The sequence below is a fragment of the Rhizobium sp. 268 genome (genome assembly GCF_036571585.1).
In the GTDB taxonomy this organism is placed as follows: Bacteria; Pseudomonadota; Alphaproteobacteria; order Rhizobiales; family Rhizobiaceae; genus Rhizobium; species Rhizobium redzepovicii.
This window is the reverse complement of sequence record NZ_JAPPSO010000011.1, coordinates 176606-198555: the sequence shown is the minus strand read 5'-3', so window position 1 is coordinate 198555 and position 21950 is coordinate 176606. Positions and strand designations below refer to the sequence as shown.

The window sequence follows — 21950 nt, the reverse complement described above, 5'->3', positions numbered from 1 at the left end:
CCTCTGAAGTTATGCCCGTACCCCATTTGCGAAGCCCGGGCGCGCCTAGCCACCACGGATAGACGGATGCCAGAACGTCACCGCCCGTTCGGTCAGGGCGATGATGCCATAAAAGATCGATCCGGCCAGCGCCGCGATAGCGATTTCCGCCCAAACCATGTCGACATTCATGCGGCCGATCTCTGTGGAGATGCGAAAGCCCATGCCGACGATCGGCGTTCCGAAGAATTCGGCAACGATGGCACCAATCAGCGCCAGCGTCGAGTTGATCTTCAGTGCGTTGAAAATGAAGGGCATGGCGGCCGGAAGCTTGAGCTTGAGCAGCGTCTGCCAGTCGCTCGAGGCATAAGTGCGCATCAGGTCGCGCTCCATGCTGCCGGAGGCGGCAAGGCCGGCGACGGTATTCACCAGCATCGGGAAGAAAGTCATGATGATGACGACGGCTGCTTTCGACGGCCAGTCGAAGCCGAACCACATGACCATGACCGGGGCCACGCCGATGATCGGCAGGGCCGACACCATGTTGCCGATCGGCAGCAGGCCACGGCGCAGGAAGGTGATGCGGTCGGCCAGCACCGCGACGGCAAAGCCGCTGAGGCAGCCGACGATATAACCGATCAGCACCGCCTTGAAGATCGTCTGCCTGACATCAGCACCGAGGATCGGCAGAGAGGCCATGATACGGGCGCCGATGGCGCTCGGCGGCGGCAGGATGATGAAGGGAATGCCGGCGCCGCGCGTCGCGGCTTCCCAGAGGATGAGGATCCAGGCGCCGAAGATCGCCGGGATCAGCAACTGGAGCGCCGATTTGCCCAAAGCAGTGACGGGCTGCAGTTTCGACAGCTCGGTTACGCATCGCCAGGCAAGCAGCCAGCAGGAAAACAACAGCAGGAAATAAGCCCGCGTTGCCATGCCCTCATTGCCGGAGAGAGCGGAAAGCAGCATCCAGGCGGCGCCATGCGCGCCGATGAACAGCACGGTGGCGCGATAGGCCGGCGGCTGCGGTGCAAAGGACAGCAGGGCAGCCGCCATGACGATGGTGAAGACAAGGCTTGCCGTGCCGTCGGTGAAGGGCTGCGCCGCGCCTTCGGCCAAAAGCGGCAGGGTGACAAGCGCTGCCATGCAGAAGAGGAGGGCGGTCACGCCCTGCCAAGAGAAGGTCAGATGTCTCATGCCGGCCTCCCGCCCATGGCACGGTCGACGATCTTCGCCGCAAGGCCGACGATCGCAACCAGGATGCCTGCCAGCAGCGACCCGGCGACGAGAGCCGCCCAGATATCGATGGTCTGGCTGTAATAAGAGCCGGCCAGCAGCTTCGAGCCGATGCCGGCAACCGCACCTGTCGGCAGTTCGCCGACGATGGCGCCAACGAGGCTGGCGGCGATCGCGACCTTCATCGAGGTGAAGAGGAAGGGGATCGAGGCCGGAACCCGCAACTTCCAGAAGGTCTGCATCGGGCTCGCATAATAGGTGCGCATCAGGTCGAGATGCATGATCTCAGGTGACCGCAAGCCCTTCACCATGCCGACGGCGACGGGAAAGAATGAAAGGTAGGTGGAAATCAGCGCCTTGGAGACGAGGCGGGAGGCGTCGGAATCGAGGTTTAACAGATGCGCAAGCGCATTGTCACCGGTCAGCACATTGTAGGAGATGATGACGATCATCGGCGCGATGGCGAGGATCGGGATGGTTTGGCTCGCCACCAGCCAGGGCATCAGCGAGCGGTCCATGGCGCGGTTGTGCACGATCAGCACCGCAAGAAGAATGCCGAGCAGCATGCCGAAGCCGAAGCCGAGCAGGGTGGAGGAGAGCGTCACCCAGCTGTGATAGACGAGGCTGCGATTGCTCGAAAGGCTGCGCAGGACGGTGTTCTCATAAACGTTCTGCGCCACCTGATGCGGCGCCGGCAAGATCGGCTTCGGCTGCGCCAGCGTCTTGCCGATGAATTCGAGCGTCGTCGGTGTGGCGCCGGCGCGGCTGTCCATATCGCGCTGGAACGGCGCATTCATGAGAACGGCTGCGACATACCAGATGGCGATAAGAGCAAGCAGGATGGTGGTGACGGGGACAATCTTGTTTTTGAGGGTGTCGGGTGTCATAGCGACTGCCCCCATTTGAGGTCGAATGCGTAGCCACCTCCCTCTGCCCTGCCGGGCATCTCCCCCACAAGGGGGGAGATCGATATGCGGAAACGGCTTCTCCAAACAACGAAGGGCCCCTGATCCAGCGTGGAATCAGTGACGACCGACGTGCTATCCTCTTGCCGATCTCCCCCTTTGTGAGGGAGATGCCCGGCAGGGCAGAGGAGGGTAAGCCTCGAACTCAACCGCCTAAACCTCATGGCTATGCCCCGTCCTCAACCCTTCGCGGACACGATGGGCGATCTCCAGGAATTCCGGGGTGTCACGGATATCGAGCGGGCGCTCGGCCGGCAGCGTCGAGTCGATTACGTCGGTCACGCGGCCGGGGCGCGGCGACATCACCACAATCTTGGTCGAGAGGTAGACCGCCTCGGGGATGGAATGGGTGACGAAACAGATGGTCTTATTGGTGCGGGCCCAGAGTTTCAGGAGCTCTTCGTTGAGATGGTCGCGGACGATCTCGTCGAGCGCGCCGAAGGGCTCGTCCATCAGCAACAGGTCGGCGTCGAAGGCCAGCGCGCGGGCGATCGAGGCGCGTTGCTGCATGCCGCCGGAAAGCTGCCAGGGAAATTTCTTCTCGAAGCCGGTGAGGCTGACAAGATCGAGCGCCTCAGCGATGCGCCTCGTCCGGTCGGCGCCGGAATAACCCATGATCTCCAACGGCAGGGCGATATTGTTTTCGATGGTGCGCCAGGGATAGAGCGCCGGTGCCTGGAAGACGTAGCCGTAGGCGCGGGCCTTGCGGGCTTCTTCCGGCGTCATGCCGTTGATCGAAATCTCGCCCGAAGTGCTCTTTTCGAGATCGGCGATGACACGCAGGAAGGTGGTCTTGCCGCAGCCGGAGGGGCCGATGAAAGAGACGAAATCGCCCTTGCGGACATCGAGATTGACATCGCTGAGAGCCCGCACCGGGCCGTCATTCGCCTGGTAGGTGAGACAGAGATCCTTGGCGGATACGACGGAGGGTGCTTGCATCAATGCGACCGTTCTTGTTTTCGCCGCGGGGAGGCGGTTTGCATGTTACCATCGCCGCAGGCCATGCCGGCGGCACATTTTATGGAGGAAGAGAATGGACGCGACATCAAAACCCACCTGCCACATCGTTCGGCCCAACCATGCCTATGACGGCAAGCAGGGGCTCAGCTATTTCCAAGGGATCGCGGCCGAGACGGTGGGCGCCAAGGGCATCTGCATGCACCTGCTGACGATCCCGCCCGGCGTGCGCGCCAAGGCGCATCTGCACGAGGCGCATGAGACGGCGATCTACATGCTCTCCGGCGAGGCTCATACCTGGTACGGAGACCGGCTCGAGCAGCACGTTATCGTCCATGCCGGCGAACTCTTCTACATCCCGGCCGGCGTGCCGCATATGCCGGCAAACCTCAGCAGCACGCCGTGCACGGCGATCATCGCCCGCACCGATCCGAACGAGCAGGAAAGCGTCGTGCTGCTGCCGGAGTTGGATGCGCTGGTGCCGGCATGAGGTCATCGACATGAAGGCGCCGTTCTCCGGTTGATGGCGGTTTGGTCATGGAGCATCGTCACACGCCGGTCGCAGGAATGCCGCTGCGCGTCACCTTGCGGGGGGCGGTGATCTCCTTCCAGGTGGAGAGTGCCTTGCTGACGGCCGTCACCGGTTCGCGCCGGACGAATTCACCATGGCCCTCCTGGGTCTTGATGGTGCTTTCCTCGATCGCGACGACGCCGCGCGTCAGCGTGTAGCGCGGCAGGCCGGTCACTTCCTTGCCTTCGAAGACGTTGTAGTCGATCGCCGACTGCTGGCTCTTGGACGAGATGGTCTTCGATCGCTTCGGATCCCAGACGACGATATCGGCATCGGCGCCGACGAGGATCGCGCCTTTCTTCGGGTAGATGTTGAGGATCTTGGCGATGTTGGTCGAGGTGACGGCGACGAACTCGTTCATCGTCAGCCGGCCGGTGTTGACGCCGCGGGTCCAAAGCATCGGCATGCGGTCTTCAAGGCCACCAGTGCCGTTCGGGATCTTGGTGAAATCACCGACGCCGAAACGCTTCTGCGCCGTGGTGAAGGCGCAGTGATCGGTGGCGACCACCTGCAGCGAGCCGGAGGCAAGCCCGGCCCAGAGTGAGTCCTGGTGCTGCTTGTTGCGGAAGGGCGGCGACATGACGCGGCGGGCGGCGTGGTCCCAGTCTGGATTGGAATATTCGCTCTCGTCGAGCGTCAGGTGCTGGATCAGCGGTTCGCCGTAGACACGCATGCCCTTGGCGCGAGCACGGCGGATCGCTTCATGCGCCTGCTCGCAGGAGGTATGGACGATATAGACCGGGCAGCCGGCCATGTCGGCGATCATGATGGCGCGGTTGGTGGCCTCGCCCTCCACCTCGGCGGGGCGGGAATAGGCATGCGCTTCGGGGCCGTTGTTGCCCTCGGCAAGCAGCTTTGCCGACATCGAGGCGACGACGTCGCCGTTTTCGGCATGCACCAGCGGCAGCGCCCCGAGTTCGGCGCAGCGCTGGAACGAGGCGAACATCTCGTCGTCGTCGACCATCAGCGCGCCCTTGTAAGCCATGAAGTGCTTGAAGGTGTTGATGCCCTTGTCGCGGACGATGGTCTCCATCTCCTTGAAGACCTGCTCGCTCCACCAGGTGACCGCCATGTGGAAGGAATAATCGCAATTGGCCCGCGTCGACTTGTTGTCCCACATGGTCAGCGCTTCCAGCAGCGACTGGCCGGGAGCGGGTAGGGCGAAATCGACCACCATGGTCGTGCCGCCGGAAAGCGCCGCGCGCGTACCGCTCTCGAAATCGTCGGAGGAATAGGTGCCCATGAAGGGCATTTCGAGATGGGTGTGCGGATCGATGCCACCCGGCATGACATAACAGCCGGAGGCGTCGAGCGTCTCGTCGCCCGAGAGGTTCGGACCGATCTCGACGATCTTGCCACCGTCGATCTTGACGTCAGCCTTGTAGGTGAGGTCGGCCGTGACGATGGTGCCGTTTTTGATGACTGTTGTCATGATCGTTCCCTATCCTTGATCTGTGAAGCGGCTGGCGAAATAGAAGTTCGGCAATTCGGAGCTGAGTTCGAGTCGGCCCTGCAGTGCTGCCAGGATTGTTTCCAGGACCCAGCGCCGCTCACGCGAGATTTCCTGATTCCAGAAGCGCAGCACGGAATAACCATTGGTATTGAGCCATTCCGTTCGGCGTTGATCGGTCGCGCTCTCGGCATCCTGGAAGCCATCGACTTCTACAATCATCCGCTCTTCGCGACAGAGGAAATCGACGATGAAGGGGCCGACCGGAACTTGTCGCGCGAATTTGTAGCGGTTCAGGCGTCGTGCGCGTAAGTCACCCCAGAGGTGGTATTCCTCTTCGGTTTCGTTGCGGCGAAGCTGGCGGGCTTGTCCGGTATTCGCTGGGCGATGTTTACGGATATCCTGTTTGATAATTCTAGTCGCGCCCGGAGCCCCCTCATCCGACCCTTCGGGCCACCGTCTCCCCGCTGGGGAGAGGGGAGCGGCTGACGTTGCGGCTTCCCCCTTCTCCCCTCGGGGAGAAGGTGCCCGAAGGGCGGATGAGGGGGCTCCGGGCGCGACGTTAGACATCACACCACGATCTCCGCCGTCTCCACGACGGCATGGAACAGCACGTCGGCGCCCGCCGTCGCCCATTCCTTGGAAATCTCTTCCGCTTCATTGTGCGAGAGGCCGCCGACGCAGGGGCACATGACCATGGTCGCAGGCGCGACCTTGGCGGCCCAGCAGGCGTCGTGGCCGGCGCCGGAGATGAGGTTCATGTGGGTGTAGCCGAGGCGTTCGGCGGCGGAGCGAACTGCGGTGACGAGCTTTTCGTCGAAGGTAACAGGCGCGAAATGGCCGATCGCCTCGACGGAACAGCCGACACCCAGCGCATCGCAGATGCCAGGCGCTTCGGCCTCGATCTTTGCCCGCATGCGGTCGAGCTTGGCCTTGTCGGGCGAGCGGATGTCGACGGTGAAGACGACCTTGCCGGGCAGCACGTTGCGGGAGTTCGGCGAAAAGAACATCTGGCCGACACCGCCGACGGCGCCCGGCTGCTCGCCCATCGCCACGCCTTGAACCATTTCCAGGATGCGCGACATGGCAAGACCGGCATTGACGCGCATGTTCATCGGCGTCGAGCCGGTATGGGCTTCCTTGCCGGTTAGCGTGAATTCCAGCCACCACAGGCCCTGACAGTGAGTGACGACGCCTATCTGCTTGTCTTCGGCCTCAAGGATCGGGCCTTGCTCGATGTGATATTCGAAATAGGCGTGCATCTTGCGGGCACCGACCTCTTCGTCACCGAGCCAGCCGATGCGTTTCAGTTCGTCGCCGAAGAGATTGCCCTCGGGATCCTTGCGATTATAGGCAAAGTCCAGGCTGTGCACGCCTGCGAAGACGCCTGAGGCCAGCATGGCAGGGGCAAAACGCGCGCCTTCCTCGTTCGTCCAGTTGGTGACGACAATGGGATGTTTGGTCTTGATGCCGAGATCGTTCATGGTGCGCACGACTTCGAGGGCAGCCAGCACGCCGAGCACGCCGTCATATTTGCCGCCGGTCGGCTGGGTGTCGAGATGCGAACCGACATAGACGGGCAGGGCATCGGGATCAGTGCCGGGGCGGGTAGCGAACATCGTGCCCATCTGGTCGATGCCCATGGCGAGGCCCGCGTCGTCGCACCATGTCTTGAAAAGGCTTCGGCCCTCGGCATCCGAATCCGTCAGCGTCTGACGATTGTTGCCGCCGGCAATGCCGGGGCCGATCTTCGCCATGTCCATGAGACTGTCCCAGAGACGGTCGCCATTGACGCGCATGTTCTCGCCTGGTGCTGCCACCATTCTTCAAGCCCTCACCTGTTTGCGGCAGCCATGTGAAGTGGCATGCCCGCCTGTTCCCGTGGTCTATTCCAACGCCTCTTATTGGTTTTGTCGAGCGCCGGAAAATCGCCAGTTGCCTTTGTTTTTCATCTGGCGGATAATTTGACCGATTGGTAAACATTACAACTTCCACCGCCGGGCTCAAGACGAAAATCACGAAAATTGCCGATAAAAATACGGGCAGTTGCTCAAGAAAGCGGCAGGGGTTCCTCCTGCTAAAACTTGAGCGAAGAAGTTGAATTTCAAGGGGAAACGACAGCCTGTGACCATACCGAGAGCAGCGAAAACCCTGAGGCGGACGCGAATTCAGGAGGAGAAGGAAGAGCAGATCCTGGAGGCGGCGCTCGACGTGTTTTCGGCAAGCGGCTTTCGCGGCTCGACCATTGACCAGATCGCCGAAGTGGCCGGCATGTCGAAACCCAACCTGCTCTATTATTTTCGCACCAAGGAAGCGATGCACCGGGCGCTGATCGATCGCGTGCTCTACACCTGGCTGGAGCCGCTGCGCGCCTTCGACGCCGAAGGCAATCCGGAAGAGGAAATCCGCAGCTATATCAGACGCAAGCTGGAGATGGCCCGCGATTTTCCGCGTGAAAGCCGGCTCTTCGCCAATGAGGTGCTGCAGGGCGCTCCGCATATCGAGGACGAGCTGAAGGGGCCGCTGAAGGAACTGGTCGACGAGAAGGCGGAGGTCATCCGCGCCTGGACGAAATCAGGCAAGATCGCCAAATGTGATCCCTACCACCTGATCTTCTCCATCTGGTCGACGACGCAGCATTACGCGGATTTCGACGTCCAGGTGCGTGCCGTGCTCGGACAGGAGCATTCCGGAGAGGGGCGCTTCGAGGATGCTGCGCGGTTTCTGGAACAGCTCTTCATCGGCGGGCTCCGCCCGGATCGCTCCGAGAGTTGACGTTTATTGCTTTTTCAGAAGCGGCAGACGGGCGAGGGTGTCTGTCACACCGTCCATCGTATAGGGCTTCTGCAGCACGGGCGCGTCCGAGTGGCTGTTTGCCTGGGCAATGCCTTCCCCATAGCCTGTGGCAAAAGCGAAGGGCACGCCTTCAGCTGCCAGTCGGTCGGCTATTCCGAAACTCGTCTCATCGCCGAGATTGACGTCGAGAAGCGCCAGGTCAAAGGACTGGCCGGCCAGGATCTCCATCGCCTCGGCGACACTGGGCGCCGTTGCCACGTCGGCGCCGAGGCGGCGCAGGATGTCCTCTCCATCCATGGCAATGATCAGGTTGTTTTCCACCAGCAGGACGTTCAGGCCGGAGAGCGGTCGATGATCGCCGGCAATCGTCTTATGATCGGCCGCGCCGGTCGCAGCCGGATCTGACCGTTCGCTCGTCGCTGTGACAACATATCGGGCCGGAATAGAGAAATCTGCTTCGACCCCATTTCTGTTGTAGCGAACTTCCGCCTTGCCGCCGAGGTCATAGGGAATCGAGCGGCGGATGATCGTCGAACCGAAACCGTGGCGTTTGGGTTCGACGACCGGCGGACCGTTCTTTTCCCGCCAGGTAATGTGCAGATTGCCTTCGTCGTCGCGGTGCCAACCGAGTTGGACGGTGCCGCTGCCGGTGCCGGAAAGGCTGCCATATTTGGCGCTGTTGGTCATCAGTTCATGGAAAACAAGGGCTGCAGTGGAGAAGGCCTGCGGTTCCAGCAGCACGTCCGTTCCGCTCAACTGAATACGTTGGGCGTTCTTGCCGAGATAGGCGGCCGTTTCGGCCAGCAGCAATTGCCGCAGCGAAGCCGGCGCCCAATGATCGCGGGTGATCTGGTCATGAGCGCGGGCGAGCGACTGGACGCGGCCCTCGATCTGGCGGATGTAATCGCCAACGCTGACCGACGTCGCCTGCGATTGCCGAATGATGCCGGTAATGAGGCTCAGTATGTTGCGGACACGATGGTTCAGTTCGGCGATCAGCAGTTCCTGGCGCTCGTTGGCGGCTTGGCGCGCCATGCTGGCCTCGTCGGTGAGGCGCAACACCACTTCGATCAGCGTGATGCGGATCGTTTCGGCGACCCGGCGCTCGGCCTCCGTGAAAGGCAGGGAGCGGCCGCGCACCAGTTCCGACCAGGCTTCGAAACTCTTGCGCGGCGTCAGGCGCGGGCCATTGGGACCATACTCCACCGGCTTATGCGGGTCGCCGCCCCAGCGGACGGTGCGCACCAGCTCCTGGCGGAAAAGCACGACATAGTCGCGCGGCGAGCGCGAGATCGGGATGGCGAGCATGCCTGCCACCGCTTCGTCGAGGTCGAGATCTGGATAGGTTTCGGCGAGCCTGTCGACGGAATAGATGCGGCCGGCGGCATTGCGGTTGAGATGGCGGACAAGGGCCGCGAAGCTTTTCTCATTCGGCCCGATGCCGGCAAGCGCCAGCCGGCCGTTGATCCAGACGCCGATGCCGTCGGCAGGAATGGCGTCGGCAAGCGCTTCGATCAGCCAGGCCGGATCGTCGAGCAAGCTGGCATTGTCGGCCACGGAGGTAAGAAGCCGGTCGGCGATCCGGCGTGCCTTGGTCTCATAGTCAAGCGCCAGCCGCCGTTCGCGGCTTTCAAGTCGCGACGCAAACATCTGGCCGAACAGTTCGGCGGTCGAGCGGCTTTGGGCCGAGGGCAGGCGCGGACCGTAATGATGGCAGGCAAACAGGCCCCAGAGCCTACCGTCAACGACGATCGATATGGAGAGCGAGGCGCCGACGCCCATGTTTTTCAAATATTCGATGTGGATCGGCGAGACCGAACGCAATACCGACATAGAGAGATCGAGCGGCTGTCCGTTCTCGTTGAGTTGCGGCAGGATCGGGACCGGAGCGGCGTCGACATCGGCAATGATGCGGAACAGGTTGCGCAGATAGAGCGCCCGCGCCTGCACCGGAATGTCGGATGCCGGATAGTGCAGTCCGAGGAACGAACCGATGCCGGCCCGGGCGGCTTCGGCCACGACTTCGCCGGAGCCGCTGTCGTCGAAGCGATAGACCATGACCCGATCGAAGCCGGTCAGGGCGCGCGCCTGTCTTGCCCCGTCGCGAAAGAAAGCCTCCATCGTTTCCGTGTGGTCGAGACGGGACATCATGCTGCGCATGGAAAGGGAGGGGGCGTCGTGCCTGTCTTCCTGACAGCGCTCGCCTTCGATGATGACCCCGCTGTCACTCATGTGCACGGCAAGATCGAACCTGTCATGAGCGGATGTCAGGGCGATCCCGAAAATGCGCTCGACGACGTCGGAACCGCGCAGCGTGGTCAGCTTGTTGCGGATTGTGTGGAGCGACTCTGGCGTGATCAGCGAGGTGACAGGACGACCGAGCGCGTCGGCCTGGGTAATTCCGAGGAACTCCGCCAGATTTGCCGAGGCGCGCGTGACAATCCAGTCCGAGGATATCGCCAGCAGAAAGCCGAAGGGCTGAACCGCGCCGAGCTGATGGATCGGCTCGCGGTCGCAGTTGGTGAGGTCGACCGGTTCAAACGTGCCGCTCATGGGACGGATTCCAGTTCGAGTTGCCCGGCTTTGAAAAAGAGGCCGAAAACATCGCGGGCAGCGGAAATGGCGGCCGCGGGATCGTCTATGCCGCTGGCATCGAGACGATCCATGAAGATCCTCGTGGCGCCCTTCGGACCTTGCGGTGTGAGGTAGCTGCCGGGCAGGTGGTCGGGCACGGATTTGGCAAGCAGGGCGCCCCCGAGCTTGGAGCCTTCGAGCACGTAGAGGGCGCCCCAGAGCGCTGCCTCGCCGTGCAATGCCGGCGGCGGAAGGAGCGGGGGCAACGGATCGCCGAGTTTCCGGATATCGGCCAACAGCAGCTGCGTGCGCCGTCGTTCCGGCCAGTCGGGCAGCAGGCCGATGATCCCCGCATCCTCAAGGGCATCTTCGGTGGCCGGCACGATCCGGGCATGGGCGCGAAGGAATGTCCTGTATTGCTGTCTATGGGAGAGATCGAACGTGCCGAAAAGCCTGTCTACCTCGGCGTGGCAATCTGCTGTTTGTGCGCGGAGTACGCTGCGAAGTGACATGCGGACCGTGTTCTAAGGAATATGGCATAGGATGCCGTTCATGCCGGATGGCAAATTGGCGATATATTGCAGCATCGCTGTATTTCCAGACAAACCCATAGAAAAACATGGGCTTCCCCTCTTCTTCGCAGCTCGTTGTTCGCCTCCTTCGAATGTTGAAAAGGCGCAGCCGGACGTCAGCCCATCAGGCGCGGTAGATCGGCCGCCAGCATATCGATGGCTAGGCGCACCTTCGGCAGCATGACGGGCGATCTCGGCCAGACGGCATAGGCGTCGAAGATGCTTGGCGGCCTATCGGTCAGAACCCGCACAAGTTCGCCCGACAAGACCCTGTCGCGCACCAGCCAGCAAGTCAGCCAGGCAAGCCCTCGGCCTGCGACAGCGGCGTCGGCTATCGAGGCGAGATCGTCGAGCCGCAGTCGCGATTTCGGCAGAATTTCGCGTGCAGGCCCCGCGACAGCTGGAAAGGTCCAAGCTTTGTCGTTATCACCCCGGCGATAGACGATGCCCTGGTGATGGGCGATATCGTCCAATGTTTGCGGCACCCCGTATTTTTCCAGATAAGCGGGCGAAGCGCAGACGGTCATGGGCTGTCGGGCGATCGCCCGCGCCATCAGGTCGGGATTGTCTTTCAGCGGGCCGTTGCGAACGGCGAGGTCGAAACCGTCTTCCAGAAGATCGACGACGCGATCGCTGAAGGAGAGGTCAAGTTCGAGATCCGGATGGTCTTCGAGCAGGCGGGCCAGGATCGGGGCGGCGCAATGGCGGCCAAACAGCATCGGCATCGATACGCGCAGACGGCCGCGGACTTCGCGCTTGCCCGATTCAAGCTGGGCCTCGCCGATGCGGATTTCCTCGACCGCTCTCAGACAGCGCTCGTAGAAGAATCGGCCTTCGTCAGTCAGGTTCTGGGCACGGGTCGTGCGGTTGAAGAGCCGGACGCCGAGCCGTTCTTCCAGCCTTGCAATCGTCTTGCTGACCGCCGAGCGGGTGAGATGGAGCCGGTCGGCGGCGGCAGAGAAACCGCCAGCCTCGACAGTCTCGACAAAAATCGAAATTCCCTTCAACTGCTCCATCTTTGTTTCCCAAACGGCACCATTCTGACGATTTAATATCGCAACTAGAGAGGAATATTCAACGATATATCTGCTGCTCCGCCCATCGAGAAGGAGCATAAAAATGCAGAAGACAAGACAATGGCAGACCGATGCCATCGGCCCGCTGGCCAATCTGAAGATCGGCGAGGGTAGAATTCCCGAGGTGTCAGGCGCGATGATCCGGGTGCGCACGCAGGCCGTCTCCCTCAATTTCCGCGACAGGCTGGTGCTTGAGAGCGGCATGGGTCTGCCATTGCAATTCCCCTTCGTGCCGGCCTCGGACATGGCAGGCGTGGTCGATGCCGTCGGGCCTGAGGTCACCCGCTTCAAACCCGGCGATCGGGTGATCTCCACCTTTTCCCCGGATTGGATCGACGGACGCGGGCCTGGTACTGCCCGCAACCCGCCTTACCAGACGCGCGGGGGCTTTTATCCTGGTGTACTTTCCGAGCACACGGTGCTTTCCGAGGAATGGTTTTCGCTTGCACCGAAAACGCTCGATGCGGCCGAAGCAAGCACATTGCCGTGCGCTGGACTGACGGCTTGGTTTGCGCTCGTCGAATGCGCCAAGCTCAAGGCTGGCGACAAGGTGGTGGTCCAAGGGACCGGCGGTGTAGCGCTCTTCGGTCTGCAGATTGCCAAGGCGCATGGCGCCGAAGTCTTCATCACATCAGGCAGCGGCGAAAAGCTCGAACGTGCATCGGCCCTCGGCGCCGATCATCTGATCAACCGGCACGAGGGCAACTGGGTGGAGCAGCTCTATCAACTGACCGGCGATTATGGCGCCGACCATGTGCTCGAAATCGTAGGCGGGCCGCATCTCGGCCAGGCGCTGAAGGCTGTGGCGGTCAACGGCCGCATTTCGGTGATCGGCGTGTTCGAAGGTTTCGAAGTGTCGGCTCCCGTGGCGCCATTGCTTCTCAAAGCGCCTGTCGTGCAGGGAATTACCGTCGGCCATCGCCGGGCGCTGGAGGATATGGTGCGGGCTGTCGATCAGACCGGGCTGAAGCCCGCGATCGACAGGCGCTATTCTTTCGAGGAATTGCCGCAGGCGCTCGATCATCTCTATCGCGGCCCGTTCGGCAAGGTCGTCATCGAGTTCTGAGAATGCGCTCCCTTCCCTCAGAGGGGAGCGGTTTTCTATTCGGCGGCAACGGCTTGGCTTTCGAAGGCGAAACCCTCGTCGGCCCAGCCGGTCATGCCGCCGATCATCAGCTTGGCCTTGAGGCCCAACCTGGCGAGGCGGAAAGCGGCCTTGTCGGCGCCGTTGCAATGGGGACCGGCGCAATAGACGACGAAGAGGGTGTCCTTTGCCCATTCCGACATGCGGTGCGCGGTCATCTTGCCGTGCGGCAGGTTGACCGCTCCCGGCAGGTGGGACTGCGCAAACAGTGCCGGCGAGCGCACGTCGAGGAGAATGAAATCGACTTTGGCGCCGGCAAAGGCGGCGTGGACATCCGAGCAATCGGTTTCGAAGGCGAGCTTGGCGGCATAGTGGGATGCTGCGAGATCAGGCTCGGCGGCAGGGATTTCGGCGACGGGGCTTGGCATCGGTCTTTCCTTTCCATGTTGGAGTTGCCGCCTGGTATCGCCGATGCTAGAGCTTTGCGAAATTGGCCATCATGACCGACAGCGTAAAGATCATGCCAAACTTTTCACCACAGCAGACGACAGGACCGTTGGTCGCAGCCCTTGCCTATGACGGGCTCTGCACCTTCGAATTCGGCATCGCCTACGAGGTCTTCGGCCTGCCGCGCCCGGAGATGGGCGAAGGCTGGTATCGTTTTCTTGTCTGCGGCATCGAGCCCGGGCCGCTTCGCGCTGCAGGAGGGCTGACGGTCGGGGTCAACAATGGCCTGGAGGTGCTTGATGAGGCGGATCTGATCGTCGTGCCAGGCTGGCGGGCGATAGATGCGCCGGTGCCCGAGCCGCTCGCCGCAGCGCTGAGGGCAGCGCATCAGCGCGGCGCGCGCATCATGTCGCTCTGCTCCGGCATTGCGGTTCTGGCCGGATGCGGACTGCTTGCCAACCGCAAAGCGACGACGCATTGGCGCTACGTCGCTCCGATCGCCGCGCGTTATCCCGATATTGCGCTCGATGCCGGCGTTCTCTACATCGATGAAGGCAGCCTGCTGACGGCCGCGGGCAGTGCTGCCGGCATTGATCTCTGCCTGCATGTGGTGCGTGGCGATTTCGGCGCGGAGGCGGCAAACAGCGTCGCCCGCCGCCTTGTCGTGCCGCCGCACCGCGAAGGCGGACAGGCGCAGTTCATCAGCGCGCCGGTTCCTGAAGAGCGTGAGGGCATTCGCTTGGGACCGCTGATCGAATGGATGCGTGGAAATCTTTCTAAGGAGCAGCCGATCAGCCTGCTTGCGAAAAGAGCGGGCATGAGCATGCGCACCTTCCAGCGCCGGTTCGAGGCGACGACGGGTCTCAGTGTCGGCGAATGGCTGCTGAAGGAGCGGCTGCGCCATGCCCGTGACCTTCTCGAGAAAGAGCTTGCGGTGTCGCTCGACGACATCGCGATATCAAGCGGCTTCGGCACGCTGGCGACGATGCGGCATCATTTTCGCAAGCGGCTCGGGACGAGCCCGAGCGCTTACAGGCGGTCGTTCGGTCTTTGACCCACCTCACGCTTGCATTTCTGTCTCACTTCGCGACCTGAACGCGGCAATAGACGGCGCCCTTCGATGGAGGGCGCCGTCCACGTTCAATCGCGGTCTCTAAAAATAGTGATCCCTTTCGATGCCGTCAAAGCGGCCGGATCGTAGGCAGCAGTTCTTGAAGCCGCCTCCTGGAACCGCAGGGGCAGGGATCGTTGCGGCCGAGTTTTTCGATCAGTTCAACGTCGCCATGAATGATCTGCGAGCCGGTCTTGACCCGGGCTTCGGACGGGAAGGATTTACGTCGTTTCGACGTGACCTCAAAAGCTGAAGTCGGTGAGGTGTTTGCGAGCCATGGCTGCCTCCTCTGCGGTTACACGCTGCGATCGTGCAGCATGAACCCCCTAACTCTATTACCGGCTCCGGGCAACGCCGCGGAGTGGTTTTCTCCGCGGCGTGTCAGACCGATCACTCCGCCGCCTGGCGGGCCATCGGGTTGTTCGGGTGTGTCGTCCAGTTGGCGTAGTTCGGGTCGACAGTACGGCCGGTGCGTTTGTCGAGGGTGCCGGCGGCAAGCGGCTCCATGGTGATGCAGTTCTCGACCGGACAGACGTTGACGCAGAGATTGCAGCCGACGCATTCCTCCTCGATCACTTCGAAATGGCGCAGGCCGTTGACGACGTTGGTGATCGCCTGGTGGGAGGTGTCCTCGCAGGCGATGTGGCAGCGGCCGCATTTGATGCAGGCGTCCTGGTCGATCTTCGCCTTGGCGATATAGTTGAGGTTCAGATACTGCCAGTCGGTGACGTTAGGTACGGCGCGGCCGGTGATATCGTCGAGGCTGCGATGGCCTTTTTCGTCCATCCAGTCGGAAAGACCGGAAATCATCTCCTGCACGATCTTGAAACCGTAGGTCATCGCCGCGGTGCAGACCTGGACGTTGCCGGCGCCGAGAACGAGGAATTCGGCGGCGTCCCGCCAGGTGGTGATGCCGCCGATGCCGGAGATCGGCAGGCCGTAGGTTTCGGGATCGCGGGCGATCTCGGCCACCATGTTCAGCGCGATCGGCTTGACCGCCGGGCCGCAATAGCCGCCATGGCTGCCCTTGCCGCCTACTGTCGGGTTTGGGGCGAAGTTGTCGAGATCGACCGAGACGATCGAATTGATCGTGTTGATCAGCGAGACGGCATCGGTGCCGCCGGCCTTGGCGGCGCGGGCGGGGCGGCGGACATCGGTGATATTCGGCGTCAGCTTGGTGATGATGGGCATGCGGGTGTACTGCTTGCACCAGCGCACGACCATCTCGATATATTCCGGCACCTGGCCGACGGCGGAGCCCATGCCGCGCTCCGACATGCCGTGCGGACAGCCGAAATTGAGTTCGACGCCGTCGGCGCCGGTCTCTTCGACGAGCGGCAGGATCGATTTCCAGGCCTGTTCCTCGCAGGGCACCATGATCGAGGCGATCAGCGCCCGATCAGGCCAGTTCATCTTGACCTGTTTCATTTCCCTGAGATTGGTGTAGAGGTCGCGGTCGGTGATGAGCTCGATATTGTTGAGGCCCAGCAGGCGGCGGTCGGCGCCCCAGATCGCGCCGTAGCGCGGGCCGTTGACGTTGACGACGGGCGGGCCTTCCTCGCCGAGCGTCTTCCAGACCACACCGCCCCAGCCGGCCTTGAAGGCGCGCTCGACGTTATAAGCCTTGTCGGTCGGCGGCGCGGAGGCCAGCCAGAACGGGTTAGGCGACTTGATGCCGACGAAATTATTGCGGAGATCAGCCATTTTTCATTCTCCCCTTCAGGCAACCGCGACAGCCGGAGCGGCTGCTGCGGTGAGGGTGCGATGGATGGATTCAGCCGCGTCGCGGCCGTGAGCGACGGCGGAAACCGTGAGATCGTCGCCGCCGAAGACGCAGTCGCCGCCGGCCCAGACACCGTCGAGCGAGGTGTGGCCTTCGGCATCGACGGCGATGCGGCCGGATTCCATGCGCAGCGAACCGAGGCCGGAGGCATCAAAGCTCTGGCCGATCGCCTTGAAGATCTGGTCGGCGGCGATCACGCCGGTTTCGCCGGTGCCGATGAGGCGACCTTCGAGGATCCTGGTATATTCCACCTCGATGGCGGCGACCTTGCCGTCCTGCGAAAGGATCGATTTCGGCGCCAGCCAGTGGCGGATGATGACACCCTTGGAGCTTGCCAGATCCTGCTCATATTCCGACGCGTTCATGTGCTCCTTGCCACGGCGGTAACAGATCGTCACCTCCTCGGCGCCGAGCAGCTTGGCCTGGACGGCAGCGTCGATCGCCGTCATGCCGCCGCCGAGGACGACGACACGGCGACCGATGGCGATCTGGCTCTTGTCTTCGGCTTGGCGCAGTGCGGCGATGAAATCGACGGCGTCGTCGACGCCGGCGAGGTTCTCGCCGTCGATGCGCAGCGCATTAACGCCGGCAAGGCCGATGCCGAGGAAGACGGCGTCATATTGCGCCTGCAGATCGGCAAGCGAAAAATCGCGGCCGAGAAGGGCGCCGTGGCGAACCTCGATGCCGCCGATCGAAAGCACATAGTCGACTTCCGCCTGGGCGAAATCGTCGACCGTCTTATAGGTGGCGATGCCGTATTCATTGAGGCCGCCGGATTTTTCCCTGGCATCATAGATGACGACGGAATGGCCTTTCACGGCCAGTCGATGGGCGGCGGCAAGGCCGGCCGGTCCGGCGCCGACGACGGCGATCGTCTTGCCTGATGCTTCGGCCCTGGCGTAGAACTGCCTGCCGGCCTGCATGGCGGTATCGGTCGCATAACGCTGCAGGCGGCCGATCTCGACAGGGCGTTCTTCGGCCGTGTTGCGCACACAGGCCTGTTCGCACAGCTCTTCGGTGGGACAGACGCGGGCGCACATGCCGCCGAGGATGTTCTGGTCGAAGATCGTCTTGGCCGAGCCGATCGGATTGCCGGTCGAAATCTGGCGGATGAACAGCGGAATGTCGATCGAGGTGGGACAGGCCGTCATGCACGGCGCGTCATAACAGAAATAACAGCGGTCGGCGGCGACCAGCGCCTCGTGATTGTCGAGGCGCGGATGAAGATCGGAAAAATTAGCCTCATACTCGGCGGGCGAAAGCCGGCCGGCATGAATCCCAGTTTCCAGTCGTTCCATTGAAGTTCCCTCATTATTGGTAAACGGCCTGTGAGGGAAGCGTAACTCAGGTTTAAAAATTTATCAAACGGTAAAATTTTGACGGACTTGCCTTCGACGCATCGAGGCAAGTATCTGTTTTATCGCCTTAATTTATGCACGTGCCTATCGGTAAAATGATTGCGCGGGCGGCGGCAGAAGCACATCCGAAAAAAGATTCAAAAAAGTCCAATATTTTTGTCGGTGGAGGGAACCAATGTCGGAGGTCGTCGTTATTGCGATATCCGGATGGTGATCGCATCGACCCAACATGCGCGCCCCCAACCCACTATCCGGACGTACTCACGGTCCCCTCCCGGTGAGTGAAGACAGCCGGTGCGCCGCCCTCGCACCGGCTGTTTTTCCGTTCGGCAGTCCCGTTTCCTGGAGCATGTCGCGCAAAAGTGTGCAGCGGTTTTGCGGCAACGAGATGCGTAAAAACAAAGAGCTAAAGCGCGTCGCATGATCAAATTTGACGCGACGCGCTTTAGGCGTCAGGCTTTCACACGCGCTTGAAGATTTCGAATTCGGTTTCCGGAATAGTCAGACGATATTCGATGCGGCCGGGAACGAGATTGAGCTCCGCCTTGCCGTTGACCGACGAGGGCACGACACGCTCGAGCACGGTGCGGCCGAAGCTGTTGTCGCTGAATTCGTGGACTTCCGCCTGGTTCTGCAGCACCTCGGCCCAGGTGACTTCAATCGCCTTCCTGTCGCCGATCATGGCGTCGCGGCAATTCAAGGTGATCGAGGCGGCGCCACCGGATATCGCGCCATAGGAGGCGGAGTTAACGATGAGTTCGTGGAGGGCGAGCCCGAGATGCACGGCGGCATTCGGTGTCAGATGGGCATTGATGCCGTAGATCGGCATGGAGCCGGCCGTTTCCGGCCAGTAGGGAGCGAATTGCTTTTCGGCTAGTTCGAAGAGATAGGCACCGCGCCAGCTTGAATCGGTGATCAGATCCTGCGAGTTGGACAGCGATTGCAGCCGTCCGCGGAATTTGAGCAGGAAGCTGTCGAGGGAGAGCGTGTTGCGCGCCGTCTGCGTGGCGATGCCCTGGATGATGGCGAGAAGGTTCTTGGAGCGGTGCGAAAGTTCGCGCAACAGCGATTTCAGGACTTTTTCACGATGCCGGCTTTCGGTGACTTCCGCCATCACCGACAGAAGTCCATGGGTGCCGCGTTTGCCGGTGCGCTGGATCTTCAACTCATAGGTGCGCATTTCGCCGTCGACGTCGATTTCGACCTCGGCATTGTTGGGCATACCGGTTTCCAGCACCTTGTATTTCAGCGCCGTCAGATACCGGCCGTGCGCGTCGCCGAACAGGGCAGCATCACCGTCGCCGGGCGTGAAAAGTGCAGCGAAATGAGGCGGCAGATTTTCGGCATAGAAGATTGCCAGCCGGGCATCCTGGCAGAGGATTGAAATCCCGGCGCTGCCGAGCGCGCGCTCCATCATTGCGGCTTTGCCCTCGAAGGTAAAAGGCATGCCGGACAATGGTTCAGTCGTACTCACTCGGCCGCCTTTCCTTGTGACATCTTGAACGTTGCTGAAGGAAGCGCCCATAGAGACGCCGCCCGTCAACTTTAGAACAAAGCGCTGCAAAAACCGTTAAAGCAGCGGAGCGTCCCGGTAGCACCGGAACGTCTGCTTTGGCGATTTGGTTCCGAAGGCCGGAAAATTGCGTCTCAGGCGGCCACTCTGGTCGATTCGTTGAAGAAAAGAGCTTGGCTGATCAACGCCTTGACCATGTCTGGGTTGAACGGCTTGGTAACAAGGAAAGTCGGTTCCGGGCGCTCGCCGGTCAGAAGCCTTTCCGGGAAGGCGGTAATGAAGATCACCGGCACGCTCGAGGTCTTGAGAATGTCGTTGACGGCGTCGATGCCGGAGCTGCCGTCGGCCAGTTGGATGTCGGCCAGCACCATGCTCGGTTTGGTCTTGTTGTAGAGCGCCACTGCCTCGGCATGGGTGCGGGCAATGCCGGTGACGCGATGGCCGAGGCTTTCGACCATTTGCTCGATATCCATGGCGATCAGCGGTTCGTCCTCGATGATCATGATGTCGGTCGCGACCTGACGGGAAATCTCCTGCGAGGCCATGTCGAGCAGACGCATGACGTCCTGTTCGTCGAGTTCCAGGATTTCGCCGATCTCGGCGACGCGGAAATTCTCCACGGAGGCAAGCAGGAAGGCCTGTCTGGCGCCCGGCGAAACCTTGGATAGGTTCAGGGTGGCGCGCTGTTCCCAGGCATAGGGCGAAGTCGGCTCTGGAATCTGGACGGCGGTGGAACCAAACAATTGTGTAAACAGTTTGTAGAGTGCCACCCGGTCATTCGCCGTATCCGGGAAAATGGTGAGATCGGCGATGATAGCTTCGAGGACGGCGGCGACATAAGCGTCGCCCGAAGTCTGAGTGCCGGTAAGGGCGCGGGAATAGCGGCGCAGATAAGGCAGGTGCGGCGCAATTCGAGTGGAAAGTGTCATTAAGGGCTCCCGTATGCAGGCCGGTCATTGGCTCCAATGACCGATTAACGCCGCCTTGATAAAAAAGTTCCGGAACGGCAGGAACTTTTTTTGTCGCGCCGCATTATCAAGCCGACGAAGAAAGGGCGTAGCGTTTTGACCCATCCAGCAAAATATGCCAGCGACATCGACAAGCGAAGGCTCGGTGTCGATGGTTGAAATCGCGATCAGCCCCGTGCGCGCCTCAACAGACAACCGGCGAGAAGACGAATTGATGACGACACGCAAGAAAGATGCAGCCGATCAGCGCAAGCTGGAGCTGCGGGCAAGCGATATCCTGGACCCGAACAATCAGATCGGCGTCAGGCTACGGTCGCTCTATGCCTCCGCGCAGGAGGAGGCGATTCCCGATCGTTTCCTCGACCTTCTCGAAAAGCTTGACCATGCCGAAATGATGGCTTCTGCCAAGATGGCCGAATAGGATCATGCGCATGGAAGATAAAGCGCAACCCAGCTTCAAGCGGGAACTGCTGGCGGCCCTCCCAAGTCTCCGCGCCTTCGCCATTTCGCTGATCGGGCGGCATGATCGTGCCGATGATCTCGTCCAGGACACCATCATGAAGGCCTGGGCCAAGCAGGATCATTTCGAGATGGGCACCAATATGAAGGCTTGGCTCTTCACGATCCTGCGTAACGAACTCTATAGCCAGATGCGCAAGAGCGGCCGCGAGATCCAAGACAGCGACGGGCTGTTCACGGAATCGATGGCGATGCACCCCTCGCAATACGGCGCCCTCGATCTGCAGGACTTCAAGAAGGCGCTCGACCAGCTGCCGCCGGATCAGCGCGAGGCGATCATCCTCGTCGGTGCCTCGGGTTTTTCCTACGAGGAAGCGGCCGAAATCTGCGGCTGCGCCGTCGGCACCATCAAGAGCCGCGTCAACCGCGCCCGCCAGCGGCTGCAGGAATTGCTGCAGATTTCAGGCGAAGCCGATTTCGGCCCGGATGCTACCTCTGCACCGCTGACGTCGAAGGCGTTTGCGTTTTGAGCAAGCCGGTTGCCCTGTTAGGCTCCGGCTTTTCTGGCGTTGTCGGTTGCCGAGCAGAACGAGCATCTGCTTGGCCGACGCCATCAGGGCACTCCCTCTCCAACTAATTCCTGTGCTCGTCACAGGAATCCAGCGCGCCCAAGTCCTTGGGCGCGAAAGACTTTTTTCGGTGATCAATTCATTCACGGCGCGGACGCTCCGTGGCTGGATCCCTGTTACGAGCACAGGAATGAGGGAGGATGGGCTGACCGTCCTTGCCTATTTTTTCACTGGCGCACGAGGAGGAGTACCGGCGTTCATGAGCAGTTCTCCACGAACTGTTAAACCGCATACAACGTGGCATAGCCAATACCCACTCGAGATAAAACTCTCCCGAGGGGCTGGCAATCGGAGTGTAGAGCAGCTATCCGGCTCTGGCCTGCCCCAGACTCCTCCGGCTTGATGCTCAACGGCCGACGCATGAGTGGACTTCGCGCGCCGCTCCGGACAGCAGGAAACTGAAGGCTGGAGAGATGGGATGAACC

22 protein-coding genes are annotated in these 21950 nt (G+C 61.4%); 6 read left to right on the top strand and 16 right to left on the bottom strand.

What is annotated here, in order from left to right; translation table 11 throughout:
- Positions 1-45 precede the first annotated feature (45 nt).
- The 3 genes from OS035_RS22345 to OS035_RS22335 all read right to left on the bottom strand — a co-directional run bounded on the left by OS035_RS22345 (position 46) and on the right by OS035_RS22335 (position 3116).
- On the bottom strand, positions 46-1173 hold the full coding sequence (locus tag OS035_RS22345) for an ABC transporter permease (protein WP_097629103.1): 1128 nt from the start codon (positions 1171-1173) through the stop codon (positions 46-48).
- Complete coding sequence (locus tag OS035_RS22340) at positions 1170-2099, bottom strand: ABC transporter permease (protein ID WP_183777511.1); 930 nt, start codon at positions 2097-2099, stop codon at positions 1170-1172. The genes OS035_RS22345 and OS035_RS22340 overlap by 4 nt, the downstream gene beginning before the upstream one ends.
- Positions 2100-2330: 231 nt before the next feature.
- Positions 2331-3116 (bottom strand): ABC transporter ATP-binding protein, encoded by a 786-nt coding sequence (locus tag OS035_RS22335; protein WP_097629100.1) that lies wholly within the window; start codon positions 3114-3116, stop codon positions 2331-2333.
- Positions 3117-3210: 94 nt separating this feature from the next.
- Here OS035_RS22335 and OS035_RS22330 point away from each other — a divergent pair, with 94 nt between their 5' ends.
- On the top strand, positions 3211-3624 hold the full coding sequence (locus OS035_RS22330; RefSeq protein ID WP_012558715.1) for a cupin domain-containing protein: 414 nt from the start codon (positions 3211-3213) through the stop codon (positions 3622-3624).
- Positions 3625-3682: 58 nt separating this feature from the next.
- On the opposite strand, the gene hydA is transcribed toward OS035_RS22330, so the two are convergent.
- Genes hydA through OS035_RS22315 form a run of 3 tightly spaced genes read right to left on the bottom strand, consistent with a single transcriptional unit; the run spans position 3683 to position 6978 of the window.
- Positions 3683-5137 (bottom strand): dihydropyrimidinase, encoded by a 1455-nt coding sequence (gene hydA, locus OS035_RS22325; RefSeq protein WP_097629099.1) that lies wholly within the window; start codon positions 5135-5137, stop codon positions 3683-3685.
- A gap of 9 nt (positions 5138-5146) precedes the next feature.
- Positions 5147-5725 (bottom strand): endonuclease domain-containing protein, encoded by a 579-nt coding sequence (locus OS035_RS22320; protein WP_097629098.1) that lies wholly within the window; start codon positions 5723-5725, stop codon positions 5147-5149.
- Positions 5725-6978, bottom strand: coding sequence for a Zn-dependent hydrolase (locus tag OS035_RS22315; RefSeq protein ID WP_097629097.1), 1254 nt, complete (start codon positions 6976-6978; stop codon positions 5725-5727). Before OS035_RS22315 ends, OS035_RS22320 begins: the two co-directional genes overlap by 1 nt.
- A 274-nt stretch (positions 6979-7252) precedes the next feature.
- Here OS035_RS22315 and OS035_RS22310 point away from each other — a divergent pair, with 274 nt between their 5' ends.
- Entirely contained in the window at positions 7253-7930 is a 678-nt protein-coding gene (locus OS035_RS22310; protein WP_003590606.1) for a TetR family transcriptional regulator C-terminal domain-containing protein, read from the top strand.
- Positions 7931-7933: 3 nt separating this feature from the next.
- Here the strand turns inward: OS035_RS22310 and OS035_RS22305 are convergent, their stop codons facing one another.
- The 3 genes from OS035_RS22305 to OS035_RS22295 all read right to left on the bottom strand — a co-directional run bounded on the left by OS035_RS22305 (position 7934) and on the right by OS035_RS22295 (position 12113).
- Complete coding sequence (locus OS035_RS22305) at positions 7934-10504, bottom strand: HWE histidine kinase domain-containing protein (RefSeq protein WP_097629096.1); 2571 nt, start codon at positions 10502-10504, stop codon at positions 7934-7936.
- Entirely contained in the window at positions 10501-11037 is a 537-nt protein-coding gene (locus tag OS035_RS22300) for a biliverdin-producing heme oxygenase (protein ID WP_097629095.1), read from the bottom strand. Before OS035_RS22300 ends, OS035_RS22305 begins: the two co-directional genes overlap by 4 nt.
- 176 nt (positions 11038-11213) lie before the next feature.
- Positions 11214-12113 (bottom strand): LysR family transcriptional regulator, encoded by a 900-nt coding sequence (locus tag OS035_RS22295; protein ID WP_097629094.1) that lies wholly within the window; start codon positions 12111-12113, stop codon positions 11214-11216.
- A 103-nt stretch (positions 12114-12216) separates the two neighbouring features.
- On the opposite strand from OS035_RS22295, the gene OS035_RS22290 reads away from it, so the two are divergent.
- On the top strand, positions 12217-13239 hold the full coding sequence (locus OS035_RS22290; protein ID WP_331814083.1) for a zinc-dependent alcohol dehydrogenase family protein: 1023 nt from the start codon (positions 12217-12219) through the stop codon (positions 13237-13239).
- Between the two features lie 35 nt (positions 13240-13274).
- Here the strand turns inward: OS035_RS22290 and OS035_RS22285 are convergent, their stop codons facing one another.
- Positions 13275-13685 (bottom strand): rhodanese-like domain-containing protein, encoded by a 411-nt coding sequence (locus OS035_RS22285; protein WP_097629092.1) that lies wholly within the window; start codon positions 13683-13685, stop codon positions 13275-13277.
- Positions 13686-13756: 71 nt separating this feature from the next.
- Between OS035_RS22285 and ftrA the strand changes: the two genes are divergently transcribed.
- Positions 13757-14758 (top strand): transcriptional regulator FtrA, encoded by a 1002-nt coding sequence (gene ftrA, locus OS035_RS22280; RefSeq protein ID WP_097629091.1) that lies wholly within the window; start codon positions 13757-13759, stop codon positions 14756-14758.
- Between the two features lie 127 nt (positions 14759-14885).
- Here ftrA and OS035_RS22275 read toward each other — a convergent pair whose 3' ends face one another.
- The 6 genes from OS035_RS22275 to OS035_RS22250 all read right to left on the bottom strand — a co-directional run bounded on the left by OS035_RS22275 (position 14886) and on the right by OS035_RS22250 (position 20665).
- The gene (locus tag OS035_RS22275) at positions 14886-14972 is read right to left on the bottom strand and encodes an SEC-C metal-binding domain-containing protein (protein WP_245426883.1); all 87 of its coding nucleotides are present in this window, start codon (positions 14970-14972) and stop codon (positions 14886-14888) included.
- A 233-nt stretch (positions 14973-15205) separates the two neighbouring features.
- Positions 15206-16519 (bottom strand): NAD-dependent dihydropyrimidine dehydrogenase subunit PreA, encoded by a 1314-nt coding sequence (gene preA / locus OS035_RS22270; RefSeq protein ID WP_097629090.1) that lies wholly within the window; start codon positions 16517-16519, stop codon positions 15206-15208.
- A 15-nt stretch (positions 16520-16534) separates the two neighbouring features.
- Positions 16535-17896: an NAD(P)-dependent oxidoreductase gene (locus OS035_RS22265; RefSeq protein ID WP_097629089.1), complete on the bottom strand. Its 1362-nt coding sequence runs from the start codon at positions 17894-17896 to the stop codon at positions 16535-16537.
- A 520-nt stretch (positions 17897-18416) separates the two neighbouring features.
- Complete coding sequence (locus OS035_RS22260; protein ID WP_179867179.1) at positions 18417-19412, bottom strand: sensor histidine kinase; 996 nt, start codon at positions 19410-19412, stop codon at positions 18417-18419.
- Positions 19413-19603: 191 nt separating this feature from the next.
- On the bottom strand, positions 19604-20398 hold the full coding sequence (locus OS035_RS22255; RefSeq protein ID WP_003581798.1) for a response regulator: 795 nt from the start codon (positions 20396-20398) through the stop codon (positions 19604-19606).
- 24 nt (positions 20399-20422) lie between these two features.
- Complete coding sequence (locus OS035_RS22250) at positions 20423-20665, bottom strand: hypothetical protein (protein WP_331814082.1); 243 nt, start codon at positions 20663-20665, stop codon at positions 20423-20425.
- Here OS035_RS22250 and OS035_RS22245 point away from each other — a divergent pair.
- Both OS035_RS22245 and OS035_RS22240 read left to right on the top strand, forming a co-directional pair.
- Positions 20652-20858 (top strand): NepR family anti-sigma factor, encoded by a 207-nt coding sequence (locus tag OS035_RS22245; RefSeq protein ID WP_097629193.1) that lies wholly within the window; start codon positions 20652-20654, stop codon positions 20856-20858. The genes OS035_RS22250 and OS035_RS22245 overlap by 14 nt on opposite strands.
- 10 nt (positions 20859-20868) lie before the next feature.
- Entirely contained in the window at positions 20869-21426 is a 558-nt protein-coding gene (locus OS035_RS22240; RefSeq protein WP_003565924.1) for an RNA polymerase sigma factor, read from the top strand.
- The last annotated feature ends 524 nt before the right edge of the window (positions 21427-21950 follow it).